The organism is Acidobacteriota bacterium, assembly GCA_016716435.1.
Lineage (GTDB): Bacteria > Acidobacteriota > Blastocatellia > Pyrinomonadales > Pyrinomonadaceae > OLB17.
Genome location: JADJWI010000008.1, coordinates 881,151 through 894,844, shown reverse-complemented (window position 1 = coordinate 894,844; position 13,694 = coordinate 881,151). Strand labels below are relative to the sequence as shown.

Below are 13,694 nucleotides of genomic sequence, written 5' to 3'. Positions count from 1 at the left end.
TCATCCGAACGCTGGCAACGAACGGAAACCCCTTAATATATCATAAAATATGGCATTTTAAGTTGTTTTTTCAGCAAATTTGCAATTAGAAGGCCTAGTTCCAGCGAAGAAGATCACGCTTTCTAAGAAATTTTGTGCAACTCTTTTAGTGCCGGAACGAATCTCTACAGCGTCGGTGACGGCAAAGACCTAGAACCGGAGGAGATCATAATTAGAATGAAGAAAAGCACCATTGCTGGGGTTTTGTTACTGGTAGTAGGATCATTGTTCCTTGCGGCCTGCCCAAAGCGGGTTAGCATCGCAGAACTACAAGCAAACCCGTCTCGATATAGCAATAAGGACGTTTCAGTTGCAGGCGTCGTTCGAGACAGTTACGGGGTGAACATACCCGGAACACCGATCCGCGGCGGAGCCTATAAGATCGACGACGGCACCGGGACGCTTTGGATAATCACCGAAGACATTGTCCCAAATAAGGGGGCGGAGATCGGAATAAAGGGCCGCATCGGAAGCGGTGTCAGTTGGCAGGGCCGGAATTTTGGGCTCGGAATGCTCGAGAAAGACCGTCGTTTCCGTAAGCGATAGACGTTTCTACGGTATGAGAATCACGAAAGACCGCGCTAAACTGCGGTCTTTCTAGTCTATGGCAACGCTTCTTGACCACTTCGAAAGCAGGTTTGAAAACCTTCATCGCCGCTCGCACGGCCTGATTCAGAACTGCCCGGCTCATTTGCTTTTTGAGCGGCCCAAGCGGTTGCATTACTTTCCGTCCCATTTTTCATGCGCAGAATACATTATTCGTTCGGCTGCAAATGTCGAAATGGCCTTTGGCGGGATCACTCGCCGTCTCTGGGATGATCCGTTTGAATGGACGCTTGCCGAGGCTGTTGGGTCACACGAAACGATCTTTCGTTACCTATCGGAGGTCGAGGATATGACTTCACAAGGATTCAAATTCATCGGCGACGACACGGCTCTGCTTCGCGAAATACCGGCCCCTACGGAACTAAGGCCGATAATCGACGTCATTCTCGAATCGCTTTGTACTGCCGAACATCTTCAAGGCCGAGCTTTTGCACTGTTCCAGGTGCTTTCAGACGAACCGCCACCAAGACTCTAGTATTTTACATCGCGAACAATTCTGTGTAAGAATTCGTAGTCATTCAGTCCAGTGAATTCAGGACGGCTTAGTTGCGGATCAAGAAAATGCATTGCCCTCGATGTGGACAACAGCAAGTTAGTCAGGAGACGCGATTCTGTGCGCGTTGTGGCCTGCCGCTAACTGCAATAGCAGGAGTCCTGGATAATCATGGTGAACTTCCGCAACAACCGCTAATTCCCGCGAACGCGACTTCCTTGTTGACGCGGAAGAACGGTCTGATCTTCACCGCTTTTTGGTTCCTGATAATGCTGTTCATTGTCACGCCGATCCTCGCTATTCTCGATGGCGATGTGTTGGTTGCGATCTCGGGAGTCCTGTCGATATTTGGAAGCCTTTTATTTCTTCTTGTTTCGTTGGTCTTGCTCCCGAAATCATCGACGCGGAAAACTGCAGATCTACCTGACCCGGGGAGATCGGAACGGCAATCGTCGCTTTCTGGCCGACCAAATTATGGCGAACTACCGGCGGGCAACCCTGTCGGCGTTGCTGATTTCGTGCCGCCTTCGGCGGGAATGTGGCGAGCACCTGACACTGACGATCTAGCACGTCCGGGAAGTGTTACAGAGAGTACGACGAAACTTCTTCAAAGAGATCTTGAGAAATGATGCATTGCCCCGTTTGCGGTCAACAACAAATTTCACGTGAGATTCGCTTCTGCTCCCGCTGCGGCTTTGAGATGAGCGGGGTGACAGCGTTGATAGAAGGCGGCGGAAAGCTGCCGGAACCCAAGAATGGGTCGAAGATGAATCCTCGGAGAAAGGGCATTTATCAAGGCCTGTTCATTTTCCTGCTTTCTTTCTTGGTCGTGCCGTTGGTTTCTCTTATAACCATTGCGGCAAATGCTGAGCCCTTTTTCGTCGCTGCCTCGGCGATCATTTTATTGGTTGGCGGCATCCTCCGCGTGGTATTTGCATTAATGTTTGAGTCCTCTGATCCGGCCGTAGATGCCTCAGATGAGGGCCTAAAATCCTTGGGCGGTGCGACATCCGCCGGCTTTCGCGCTTTACCGAAAGGACAATCAATTCCAGTAGACGCGTATGCTCCGCCGAAAGAAGGTGCATGGCGTGAGACCAATGAGCTTGATCGACGTCCCGCAAGCGCGACAGACAATACGACCAAACTCTTGGAGAAAGAAGAAGAGCTCTAAAAGCCCACCGCCGCTCCGTCGCTACGCGAATCGATCGCTCCGTAGCGAACTCCGTCGCCCCCGATCATTATTCCAGTTGCTGAAGCAATATTTCCCGGACGATCCGCAAGTTTGTGCCCGTAACCTCGCAAGATCTCGATAGTATCAGGTGAAAGTCCGTAGGGCTCATGAAGCACCTCATCAGGCAGCCACTGGTGATGGATCCTTGGAGAATCGATCGCTTGCTGAATGTTCATTCCGTGATCGATCACGTTTATCACGGTCTGCATTACCGCCGAGATGATTCGCGGGCCACCTCTTGCACCAACGGCAAACCACACCGAACCATCTTTTCTAAGCACGATCGTGGGGGTCATTGATGACAACGGCCGTTTGCCACCCTCAACCTTGTTTCTCTCGCCTTGAACAAGTCCGAAAAGGTTCGGCGTCCCCGGACGCGCGGCGAAATCATCCATCTCGTCGTTCATCAAAATGCCAGTTCCCTTGATGGTCACTCGCGAACCATAAAGGTCATTTATCGTGTAGGTGTTTGAAACTACATTACCCTCCGGGTCAACTACCGTGTAGTGGGTCGTGTCCTGCCCTTCGCTTATTGCGACCTCCCCGAACTTGATTTCACGGCTGTTTGAAGCCTTTTTAAGGTCGATTCCCTTGCGTCGGGCGGCAGCGTATTCTTTTGAGATCAGCCCGCCCGTTGGAACATCCGCAAAATCAGGATCGGCCATATATTCTGCCCTGTCCGAAAATGCCCGCCGCGAGGCCTCTGTCAGCACGTGGTACTTTGCAGCGGAATTGTGGCCCATAGCTGCGATGTCCCACGCCTCAAGCATGTTCAGCACCTGGAGCATCACGATGCCGCCGGAGCTCGGCGGAGGCATTGAGATTATCTCGTGCCCGCGATAGGTTCCGCGGATCGGTGCCCGTTCCTTTGCCTTATAGTCCTTGAGGTCTTCGAGGGTGATGAGGCCGCTGTTCGCCTTCATATCGGCGGCGATCATTTTCGCAGTCTCGCCTTCGTAGAATTCTCTCGGCCCCTTGTCAGCGATTCGCTTCAAGGTCGCTGCCAGTTCGGGTTGCTTGAACACATCGCCTTCCTTATAGAACTTGCCGTTGTTCAGAAAGATCCGGTTGCTGTCCGGATACTTTGAAAGATGTTCCTTATATGCTTCGGCCAACGATGCAAGCCGATGCGACAGCACGTAACCATCATTTGCCAGCGGGATAGATGGCTCGATCAGATCGCGCCATTTAAGCTTTCCGGAACCAAATTTTGCCAAAGCCATCTCGAACCCGGCGATCGTGCCAGGGACTCCTGATGCTCGGTAGCCGATGGTCGAACTGCCCTCGCCCCGAATCACGTTTCCGTCCTTATCCACATAAATGTCCCGATGGGCTGCCGCCGGAGCCATCTCGCGATAGTCGATCGCGTGGGTTCGACCGTCCTTGAACCGAATGACCATGAAACCGCCGCCACCGATGTTTCCCGCTTCCGGATATACGACAGCTAACGCTATTCCGACAGCGATTGCGGCATCGACGGCATTCCCGCCGCGTTTCATCACTTCGACGCCGATCTTCGAAGCCAATTCGTGCTGCGAGGCAACCATCGCGCTGCGTGCGCGGACCGGTTCAAGCGAAGCAAGGGCTTGAGCCGCGGGTGTTGCAAGAGAAAATGAGAAAGTGAGAATTAGGAGCGCGGCAAGAGATCGGAGGACCATCTTTTTAGTCATATCGGAACTTTATCAAAGGACCTACGACCGCACAAATTCCGTGATTGACTTGAAACAGCTTTGGCGATTCAAATCCATCGAGCATTGCTTTGCTGCTCGGAAAAAACGGGTTATAGTCATCGTTCGCGTTAAGCAACAATAGTTGGACTACATTCCGGAATGCTAGAGAGCGATAGTTGCGGCAATGAACCTCGGCGGACTTTCACCAAAGTTCTTGATCGTCAGATTGCGGCGCCTTACGGGGCGGCTTGCGGAACGTCTGTCTAAATATCGGTTTATTGCCTATCTGGCCGTACTAGGTCCTGGAGTAATTGCTGCAAATGCAGGAAATGACGCTAGCGGGATCGCCACCTATTCCTCCGTCGGAGCCCAATTCGGATACGCCCTTCTCTGGGTGTTCATCCCGATGGTCATAAGCCTTATTGTCGTTCAAGAAATGTGCGTCCGCATGGGCGCAGTAACCGGGCAGGGGCTCGCAGACCTTATTCGTGAACAATTCGGAGTCAGATGGACGACCCTGGTGATGGTCGCTCTGCTGATAGCAAATACGGGCGTTGTCATCTCAGAATTTGTCGGTATTGCTCAGGCATCTGAATTGATCGGAGTGCCGCGTTACGTCTCCGTGCCCTTGACCGCAGGCGTGATCTGGTGGCTTGTTGTTCGCGGAACACAAAAGCGTATCGAACGAGTGTTCCTCGCGATGTCGCTCGTCTTTTTCTGCTACATACTCTCCGCGTTCTTGGCACGCCCCGTTTGGGGCGACGTTGCGTCCGGTTTCGTAATGCCGACGTTTCGGGCTGAGACCGCGTATCTTTTCACGATAATGGCACTGATCGGGACAACGATAACCCCTTTCATGCAGGTGTATGTCCAGTCAACGGTCGTAGAGAAAGGGCTGGACAAAGATGATCTGCCTATCGCTCGAGCGGACGTCATCCTCGGAACAACATTTGCCGTTGTGATAGCAGCTTTTATCGTGATCTCCACTGCCGCGACGCTGCATTTGCAGGGCATTTATGAGATCGATTCTGCCGCAACCGCCGCCCAGGCCTTCGTCCCGGTCGTCGGGGAGTACGCAAACTATCTCTTTGCGATCGGGCTATTTGGGGCGGCAATGCTGGCAATGGGAGTTCTCCCATTGGCCACGGCATATTCGATGAGCGAAGCACTCGGATTCGAGAAGGGTCTTTCCCGCTCATTTCGCGAAGCACCTATTTTCCTTGGGCTGTTCACCGTCCTTATCGTCATCGGAACTATAGTCGCTTTGATTCCAGGTATCCCGCAGATCCGGCTTTTGATCTTTACGCAAAGCGTCAATGGCCTGCTACTGCCGGTCATCTTAGTAGCTATCGTCAAACTTGCCAGCAATCGAGAGATCATGGGCGATTACGCCAACGGAAAGTACTTCAACATTTTTGCTTGGGCGATCACTGGAGTGGTCTCGATCTTGTCTCTAATGTTGATTGGGTATTCAATAGCTGATATTTTTAGCGGCTAGGCCATGGACCAAAATAAACTTCTTAACCGCATTCTTCCGACCTTTTTGTTCATCATCCTGGTTTCGATAGTTCTTTTTCTCCTTCCTCGAATCGAAGCCACAACTCTCGAATATATCGGCGGTATGTACGCACGAAGCGTTACTTCCGAGATGTTCTTCGTAAGCCTTCAGTCTTTCGCGTCATACCTCTTTCCAACACTTAAGATTCTCTTCTGGATGTCGCTCGTTGTCGCCATCGTTAGATTGCTCACGGCTATCATCCTCGCGACCGTGCTGAGGTCGGTCGCCCACTCAGAGATCGTCTCCTTAACCCGCACGGTGGTCTCGGTTCTGGTATATATAACCGCCTTTTTTGTCATCTTTCAGTCGCATTTTCCGGATGTTCAGCTCGCTGCACTTTTCACAGGTTCAACCATAGTCGGCATCGTGGTCGGACTTGCTCTCCAGGACACGCTTGGGAATTTCTTTTCGGGCGTTGCCCTTCAGGCAGATCATCCATTTCAGGTAGGCGATGTGATCTCGGTCGCGAGTAGAGCGAAAGGCGTTGTTGAGTCAGTGACCTGGCGAGGCGTCAAGATCCGCACCTTTCAGGACAAATTGATCATAATCAGCAACTCCGTGATCGGAAAAGAGGTTATCGAAGTCGCTCCAAAGGACAACCTTAACGCACGTCTGGTCTTTTTCAATACGGAGTATGGGTTTTCGCCGTCGCGAACGGCTAAGCTAGTTCGTGAGGCGGTCCGAAATATCTCAAACGTCTCGCCGCTGAAGCGTCCGATCGTGCGAATTCGCGATCTCGCCGAGAGCGGCATCGATTGGGAGATCAAGTATTGGTGCGAAGATTACCGTCGGCATAACGACACGGATGCGGTGATCCGACAAACGGTCTGGTACCTTTTCACCCGAGAGAGCATCAGGTTCGCATTCCCAACCCGGACTGTTCACGTTGAAGGTGCCGCGTCGCCGATTGCTCATGAAGAACGCTCCGCACGTTCATCTGAGGCCATCGCAAGTGTGCCGATCTTTGCGCCGCTTTCAGAAAACGACCTGGATGAGTTGGCCACCCACGCCGTAGCCCGCGTGTTTGCTCCCGGCGAAGTGATAGTTGAACAAGGCAAATCAGGAGGGTCGATGTTCATCATCACGCAAGGCGGCGTCAGGATCGAACATGTCGAGGGTGGCGATAGGCACGTCCTGACGCGTCTCGGCACCGGTGACTTTTTTGGAGAGATGAGTCTACTAACCGGCGAGAAGCGTTCGGCAAGTGTTATTGCGGACGACGAAACGCAGGTCATCGAAATAAGGAAGAAAGAACTCGCTCCTATTCTAAAGAAGGATCCCTCTCTTGCAGAGAGAATCGCCGAGATCGTTGAACTGCGAAGGAACGAGCTTTCCGCGATCGAGGATAGACATCACGAGGACAAGACCCCTAATAAACAGGGGATCCTTCTGTCTGTAAAACAATTCTTTGGTCTGCGGAAATGATCAGCGTGGGTTCTTGTCGTAGATGTCGTGAAGCAATTCGGTGATGGGCTTTCTGTTTGAAAACGGATCACCCGCGGAATCGACTTGATTTGGAGACGACTTTCCGCTCGAGCTACCATTCTGCTCCGTCCGCAATGACGAATCATCAGGCACCAACTCTTCGGTGTAAACGAGCGGCACTGCGTTCTCTTCCGCATTCGGGGCCTCAGGCAAAGCGGCAGCAACCTGTCCCGGACTCAACTCTCCAGCCGAAAACCTCTCCCGACTATCCTCGAGCAAGTTCGTTCCCCGCAACTTCCGCGCTCGTTCGAGTGATCGTATCGCTGCTGAGGTCAGCGGAGCGTCTGCAGGTTCCCGTTCGATCCGTCGCAGTACTCTGACATACTGTCGCAGTTCCGGGGTCGGATAAACATAAGCGGACTCATCCGATTCCGGTTTTTCAACTACACGTGAAAGATATTTTACTGCAGCCTTATGCTCGCCTAGTTTGTTGTACAAGGCTCCAAGCGCGAAATAAACCAACGGCGGGGCAGCGGACATCCTGCGGACAATGTTCTCACCTCGCTCGATCGTCTCGCGAAGTTCGAACCCAAACCACCGCCGGTCGTCGTCCCTTAGTATCTCGTTCGCGCTCAAAAAGAACTCAAAGATCTCACGACTATCGGCCCGAGGCCCGCCGGCAAAGACCTTTATGACAAAATAGGCGAAAACCCCGAAGAAGAATATAACAAGAAATGGAATGTTGGTGACCGCGAGCATCGAAACAATGATCCCGAAGGCAAGGAAATATTGTCCCTTGTCCTTGATCATGTTGGGAACTCGTTTTTCGATCGCGTTATCGTTCACGTTACCCTGTCGCCTGCATTTATTGGATTCGAGCGGACGGCCGATCTGGTTTTACCCTATTTCGACGGTTCTTCGGCTTCAACCTTTTTTTCGCCCTTTTCCGGATCGTCGGGAATGTCCTTTTTCAGCCCGATATCGGCAAGAACATCCGTCACTTTATTCCCGATCGCGTATGGTGCGTTCATCACGAAACCGAGCGTATCTGCTAAAGCGAGGGCCTCCAACTGACTGATCTCGGACATTTTCTGCTCGAGTGAAAGTGCGGAGAACCGCTCTTTGTAGCCCTCGAAGATCTTATTTCCATCTTCCTTTTTCTCCTCAGGCTCAGGTTCTTCGAACCGGGTCTCAACTACTATTGAACCCGGCCGTTCCAAACGGGCTTGGCAGGCGAGCCGATTTCCAAATGCCGCCGTGCTGTTTGCGAAGAATTCCTTTTCGGCTTCTGACGTGTCCGACAGGGCCCCGATTCCGTTCTCAACGTCGACCGAGCAATAGTGCTCGCCGGACACCGGTATACAAGGGATAGGAAATCGGACGCCCAGCCTTTTGGCCGCATCTATCAGATATGTACCAGCCGGAATGCTCCCATTGATTCCTTCTTTCTTGAACTCAATTGCTATTTCGTCGATCTTTACTTCGTTTTCCATCAATATCCGCCAATCACTGTTCTTACCCTGACTTTTGGTTGCGCCCCGGAGGGTGCTGTTGAAACTTCCGCCTTTGAAAGTGAGCATGACTCACAAAGTCCCCACATCCTGAGACTATGATGCGAAAGCGTGAAGCCCTGCTGCTCCGCGATCGTGTCCTGTAGCTCTTCGATCTTGGGGGAATAAAACTCGACAACTTTACCGCACGATGTGCAGATCAAATGATCGTGATGCTCGTGGTCGTAATGGTGCTCGTAATAGGTCTTGTTGTCGCCGAACCGAACCTCTCGTGCGAGGCCAGCCTCAGTAAGCAGTTTAAGCGTGCGATAAACCGTGGTGTGCCCAACGGACGGATCCTCTTTCTGGACCAGCCAATAGAGGTCTTCGCTCGTTAAATGATCCTCCGTTCGGAGGAAGATCTCCAGGATCAAATCACGCTGACCGGTCCTACGCAGGCCGGACTTTCGGATGTGTTCCAGAAAGATTTCCTTTTCTTTTTCGAACTCTGCCACGGCTCGTCACCTAAATTATAATGGTATCATTTGCTATTCGCTTTAGCCATATTTAACTCTTCGATGAGATGGTCTCGAAGCTCTTTGTTCTCTTCGGTTTCTCGAACCAATTCCATGGACGCGGCGGCGAGCGCCAAGTAAATATCCTTGCCAAATCCCTCAGCTCCAGCCCCCAGTAGTTCTAGGTGACGGCGAAAGGCGGCAATGTCGAGCCGGGCAAACGTCCCGGTAAGAGCCTCCTCCGGTCGTTTGTGTGAAAGATTATCTATCGCAGATCTTGAAAGCACTAGCAGAGCCTCTTTGCCCCGATCCGGATCGACGCCTGCCATAGCAATGAGTCTGTGAGCGGTGGTAAGCAATGCCACCAAGTGTCCGGCCGACATGACTGCGGCAGCATGATAAAGTGGCTTTTTAGTGGTCTCAACAACGATCTCGTGACCGCCAAGTTGAGCGACGATCTCGCGACCCCCCTGCACTGCGACCTCTGATCCTTCAATACAAAAATAGGCGCCTGAGAAAGCCGCTGCCCCTGCGACAGCATCACTCACCGCGATAAGTGGATGGATCGAACCGGTCGCGTGCCCCCGTTTTTCAACGACAGAAAGTACGTCTGAGCTGAGTGAACCACTTGTATGGAATACCATCGCTTGCTTAGCAAGCCGAGGTAGTACGGAGGTGGTCGCCGTTTCGATGTCCGGATCGGACGTAGTGATGATCACAATGTCCGCTGAAATTCCTTCGCTGTGTTCAATGCCGGTAACCAGAGCTGGGCGCGAAAGGTGCTCCATCACGCTGGGAACACTTCCATCGCGGGTGATGAGTTCATTGACCGTGTAGCCGCAGCGATCCAAAGCCAGAGCAAAAGCTCCGCCAACCCGTCCGACCCCAACAATCGCAACTCGTTTCACGATGTTAAGAATACAGCGGTAGAATCGATTTCGCTATATGGGCGAGAAACGTAAGGTTCGACAAATTCAGACGCTGAACCGTAGGGCCTATACTGTCGCGAGTTCCCTGTGCTGGGGGTCTGCTCCAGGAGGGGAAACAGAGTAGCGGTCAGAAGAAATTGGGCCAGCATCATTCGACGGTCCTTGTGAAGCCAGATCGCGGTAAAGAAATCGTAGAATATCGATTTCGGATTTGCCTAGTCGACGAAGACCCTCTACGCGTAAACCGGCTAAAAGAGCCTTGCCGGCCTCGGCGTCTCGCTTTGACTTGAACGTTGAAATTGCGCCGTTGGCAACGTCAGCAAGGCGTTCGCAGTCCCGAGCGATCTTTTCCCTGATCATGTTATGCCCGGACGTAACTGCATCCCAAAGTTCGTCTGACATCATTTCCCAGTCGCTCGCGGCGGATATATCAAATTCGCAGACACAGCCAGCGCGGTGTTCAAGTCCGCGGCTGGTCTCAAAGCCGCAGTCAAGCTCAGTCAATCGGCCACTGAGCTCAAGAGCTTTCTGCCAAAAGGGCGTTCGAAGCTGCGGGATTTCGCTGAGTGACTCGAACTCCCACCAAATATCCGTTCGCCTCATACTCTCAAATCTTTCCTGAAGCTCGTGAGAACGCATTATCCTTGAATGTTCGTTAGTAAATGCTTCGTGGTACTGTAAGCGGTAGCCATCCCAGAGATAGCCCGCTTCCCGGTTTCTTGCCGAACCCGGATTCCTGATGCTCTCCGAAATGCACGCTAGTAGTGCTCGTTTTGTGTCGTTGGCTTTTGCGTCAGGAGTAAATCCGGCGGGTGTGGTATATCCTACGATGCGTTGCCGAACTGCGACCGATGATAGAAACGTCTCTATCCTTTCGAGCCCCGCTACACTCTTTTCGAATTCGGTTTCGCTATGCGAAAACGCATCAGCAATGTCTCCAAGTGCTTGGTCGAGTCGCGTGGAACCGGCTATCAAATGGGTTATAGTCTCCACAACGCGACCGAGAGTCTTTTTAACGAACGACGCGTCGAGCCAGATCCTGGTGTTTACAAGCGAATCCGGCACCTTATCGAACCGATTCAAGAGATTCGCCGTGTTCCACTCCTCAAGCCACGCGCCCAGTGCCTCAACAACACGTTCGTTTCCCGGAGTACCCTTGTCGGAAAGCTCATCGTCGAATCCGGTCAATAGCTGTGCCCACTTGATGTTCGACACGACCGGGCGATCGGTTACGGTCGGCCGAGCGATGCCGACAATATCGCCCCAAACGATCTTCAGGTCGAGTGACCGCGCATTGATCCGATCGCCTTTAGCCGTAACGAACTCGATCCTTCGATCCGCTACGAGCGATGCAAGGATCAAATGCTGAGCCTCTCGGACAAATCCAAAAGGCGGCTGTTTTAGGCTTTGATAAACTCCAAGGATCTCGGCGGGTCCGTTGCCCGTTGTACTTAGAAGTTCATTGATCGTCCCGATGTAAGGAAGGCGGTCAAGATCTTCGCCAAACACGGGCGTGAGTTTTCCATCCTGCTCTGTGGCCAGCCCAAGCGGAGCGAGAAAGGCACGAGCCATTTCCTGGGTTTCTTCCAACCCGGTTTTTGCAGGATCGAAAAAGTCCGTGATCGTGGCTGATACATCCTTGATGCCCAGAGTTCGACCAAAAACCGGATGATCAGGATATTGCGTCTCGAACATCGGATCCAACATTGCCGAGATCAATCCGGAAATCGACTGCGAAGCCATTGCTTCCTCGGTGAAGTTGAAATCGAAACCGTTGATGAAAAGATTTCCATTCGCAAGAAATACCCTTTCCGCGATGTTTACGGCGGCAACGCGTTGGGAATGCAAAAGCGCCCTATGCTGATCCCCAAACGTCTCTATCAACTCGGTTTGAGTTTGAAGCACATAGAACCGAAGAAGTGTGTCGATCTCATCTTTTCTGAGAAGGTCTGGGCGCCAGAGGACACAATCTGGTGCTGACGCGGCCTCAGTAGCTGGCCGAAGAACCCCTCTTACGTCCAACGTTATTCGCCATTCAAGCGACTCTTCCTGGATCCCCAATACCTCGACCGCTGAGTCATCAAGTGCCGCAAAAAATCTTCCCCGCCTCTGACCACCTCTCCAGATCGCCAATGACTCTGAAGAAAGCAGATTGGGATTATCAGGTGCCGGCGTTAATGTAAGATCCGGATACCGTTCTTGCAATAGCTTCCTGAGTATTTCGGTCACAACACCTGGGTCGGTTCGGCCGATCGCCTCGTCAAGTACAATGTTCGCGTTTTCCTTCGAATTTGCTCGGAAACTATAAAGTACGCCGATTCCCTCTTCCGAATACGAAGATATGTCGTCGGGTAAGGCGTCTGCGAACATTTTGATGATGCCAGTTGCCCCTTCGAGTGCCTTCGACGGATCAGACTCATCGTAGATCATCATCGACGCACAGATCTCTTCGACCGTGGCACCGCGACCATTAAGGGAATGCAGAAGAAGGGCCTTCAAAATGAGCTTAGCCTGCAGTCGTTGTATAACGGGCACTTTGCTCACGACCTCCGCATTCAACCGGTCGTAAGCGGCAAAGGCATCTTCAAGGTCCTTTACCTTCCTCAGTCCCGCCTCAGCATTGTCAAACACCTCATCAAATGCGATCAAAGAGGTCGCCGGACGGCCAAGAATGCGCTCGCCGGCTTCAGCCGCGAATCCAAGCAAAGCAAAATCCTGAACAAATAGGCGGACATACGGAGCCACATCAAGAATTCCGGGATGCAGCGGATACAAAGAAACGAACCGTTGTGAACTCCATCGGAAGTTCGGCACAACGCGGCTGAAGAATGAATAGATCTCTTCGATAAGCGAGATCTTTTGGTTAAACTTCGGAAAAATAAATGAATTTACGACCTTGAATAGATGCTGTTGGTCGAGAAAGTCGATGTTGAATGCCCGGACTATTGCCGAGTTTGAGCCGTCAGCCCCGGCGATATCGTCATCGAGCGCGACCGCGAGGATAGCATTATTCTCCGCTGCGAACACGGACATTTCTGCGAGTTCATCGCCATCGTTTCGCGATACGCGGCTCTCCCGATCGTGGGCGGTGTCCACAATAATGACTAGCGGGACATCTCCAGATCGGGCCGCCGCTTTTGCAAGCAGAGTTGTGATACTACCTGCTCCGATAACCGCTTCGGGACCGAGCGATGCAGAGATAGCTGACTTGAGCTCTTCGATCAAGGTCGCCTGCGTTCCACGGCGCACGTTCAAAAGGGGATAGTGCCTTCGCAACAGTCCCTGCGTTGCCGCTGATACGTGATGATTCTGAATCTTGGAACGGAGTTCCGGAAGCGCTAGTATCGAACCGAAGGATGCCAAAAAGTGACTTTTACCAACTCCTCTATAGCCGGCGAGAGCAAGCGATTTCCCTTTCCCCGGCCCGATCGTTGAGGCCGAATCGATCCATCTCGCCATCAGTGTGGCGGTTTCATCGGTAAAACAATAGCTTTCCAGAGTCGCGGAAGGATCGGCGTGGAAATCGCGAAGGCCCTTATAGTGTCGGACCTCCACGAGATCTTTAACTTTTTCCTGAATCTTCATTTGAAAGAAAAGCAGCGAAGGCTGCAATGTTTAGGGGTTTTCGGAAAGACGCCCGCAACCCGTGAGACGGTTGAAGGCATCTATGAATATAACACGTATTTCGGCACACGAGAACGAAAATTCTCTCGCTGGTTGGTATCAAGACTTTTCGAG

The 13,694-nt window shown here is 52.2% G+C and carries 12 protein-coding genes; 6 read left to right on the top strand and 6 right to left on the bottom strand.

The features are described 5' to 3' along the window. Positions 1-216 precede the first annotated feature (216 nt). From IPM21_16090 to IPM21_16075, 4 genes are all read left to right on the top strand, one after another. Positions 217-585, top strand: a complete 369-nt coding sequence (locus IPM21_16090) for a hypothetical protein (protein MBK9165394.1) — start codon at positions 217-219, stop codon at positions 583-585. A gap of 58 nt (positions 586-643) precedes the next feature. After that, complete coding sequence (locus IPM21_16085; protein MBK9165393.1) at positions 644-1,120, top strand: hypothetical protein; 477 nt, start codon at positions 644-646, stop codon at positions 1,118-1,120. A gap of 287 nt (positions 1,121-1,407) precedes the next feature. Beyond that, positions 1,408-1,767 carry a hypothetical protein gene (locus IPM21_16080; protein ID MBK9165392.1) on the top strand — a complete coding sequence of 120 codons (360 nt, stop codon included), beginning with the start codon at positions 1,408-1,410 and terminating at the stop codon, positions 1,765-1,767. A gap of 71 nt (positions 1,768-1,838) precedes the next feature. Then, the gene (locus IPM21_16075; GenBank protein MBK9165391.1) at positions 1,839-2,309 is read left to right on the top strand and encodes a hypothetical protein; all 471 of its coding nucleotides are present in this window, start codon (positions 1,839-1,841) and stop codon (positions 2,307-2,309) included. On the opposite strand, the gene ggt is transcribed toward IPM21_16075, so the two are convergent. Beyond that, positions 2,306-4,039: a gamma-glutamyltransferase gene (gene ggt / locus IPM21_16070; GenBank protein ID MBK9165390.1), complete on the bottom strand. Its 1,734-nt coding sequence runs from the start codon at positions 4,037-4,039 to the stop codon at positions 2,306-2,308. The genes IPM21_16075 and ggt overlap by 4 nt on opposite strands. A gap of 184 nt (positions 4,040-4,223) precedes the next feature. Here ggt and IPM21_16065 point away from each other — a divergent pair, with 184 nt between their 5' ends. Both IPM21_16065 and IPM21_16060 read left to right on the top strand, forming a co-directional pair. Next, on the top strand, positions 4,224-5,537 hold the full coding sequence (locus tag IPM21_16065) for a divalent metal cation transporter (GenBank protein MBK9165389.1): 1,314 nt from the start codon (positions 4,224-4,226) through the stop codon (positions 5,535-5,537). Between the two features lie 3 nt (positions 5,538-5,540). Beyond that, positions 5,541-7,022 (top strand): mechanosensitive ion channel family protein, encoded by a 1,482-nt coding sequence (locus IPM21_16060; protein MBK9165388.1) that lies wholly within the window; start codon positions 5,541-5,543, stop codon positions 7,020-7,022. On the opposite strand, the gene IPM21_16055 is transcribed toward IPM21_16060, so the two are convergent. The 5 genes from IPM21_16055 to IPM21_16035 form a co-directional block, all read right to left on the bottom strand. Further along, positions 7,023-7,868 (bottom strand): hypothetical protein, encoded by an 846-nt coding sequence (locus tag IPM21_16055; protein MBK9165387.1) that lies wholly within the window; start codon positions 7,866-7,868, stop codon positions 7,023-7,025. It abuts the gene before it with no gap. 56 nt (positions 7,869-7,924) lie between these two features. Further along, a complete protein-coding gene (locus IPM21_16050; GenBank protein MBK9165386.1) occupies positions 7,925-8,515 on the bottom strand; it encodes a hypothetical protein in 591 nt (196 codons plus the stop codon). Beyond that, positions 8,515-9,027: a transcriptional repressor gene (locus IPM21_16045; GenBank protein ID MBK9165385.1), complete on the bottom strand. Its 513-nt coding sequence runs from the start codon at positions 9,025-9,027 to the stop codon at positions 8,515-8,517. The genes IPM21_16050 and IPM21_16045 overlap by 1 nt, the downstream gene beginning before the upstream one ends. A gap of 26 nt (positions 9,028-9,053) precedes the next feature. Next, a complete protein-coding gene (locus tag IPM21_16040) occupies positions 9,054-9,935 on the bottom strand; it encodes a DUF2520 domain-containing protein (GenBank protein MBK9165384.1) in 882 nt (293 codons plus the stop codon). An 87-nt stretch (positions 9,936-10,022) separates the two neighbouring features. After that, the gene (locus IPM21_16035) at positions 10,023-13,541 is read right to left on the bottom strand and encodes a hypothetical protein (GenBank protein ID MBK9165383.1); all 3,519 of its coding nucleotides are present in this window, start codon (positions 13,539-13,541) and stop codon (positions 10,023-10,025) included. Positions 13,542-13,694: the final 153 nt, after the last annotated feature.

Excerpts from the sequence above, each read along its gene's own strand:
- IPM21_16090 (MBK9165394.1), top strand. The coding sequence starts at position 217 with ATGAAGAAAAGCACCATTGCTGGGGTTTTGTTACTGGTAGTAGGATCA.
- IPM21_16085 (MBK9165393.1), top strand. The coding sequence starts at position 644 with ATGGCAACGCTTCTTGACCACTTCGAAAGCAGGTTTGAAAACCTTCAT.
- IPM21_16080 (MBK9165392.1), top strand. The coding sequence starts at position 1,408 with ATGCTGTTCATTGTCACGCCGATCCTCGCTATTCTCGATGGCGATGTG.
- IPM21_16075 (MBK9165391.1), top strand. The coding sequence starts at position 1,839 with ATGAGCGGGGTGACAGCGTTGATAGAAGGCGGCGGAAAGCTGCCGGAA.
- ggt (MBK9165390.1), bottom strand. The coding sequence starts at position 4,039 with ATGACTAAAAAGATGGTCCTCCGATCTCTTGCCGCGCTCCTAATTCTC.
- IPM21_16065 (MBK9165389.1), top strand. The coding sequence starts at position 4,224 with ATGAACCTCGGCGGACTTTCACCAAAGTTCTTGATCGTCAGATTGCGG.
- IPM21_16060 (MBK9165388.1), top strand. The coding sequence starts at position 5,541 with ATGGACCAAAATAAACTTCTTAACCGCATTCTTCCGACCTTTTTGTTC.
- IPM21_16050 (MBK9165386.1), bottom strand. The coding sequence starts at position 8,515 with ATGGAAAACGAAGTAAAGATCGACGAAATAGCAATTGAGTTCAAGAAA.
- IPM21_16035 (MBK9165383.1), bottom strand. The coding sequence starts at position 13,541 with ATGAAGATTCAGGAAAAAGTTAAAGATCTCGTGGAGGTCCGACACTAT.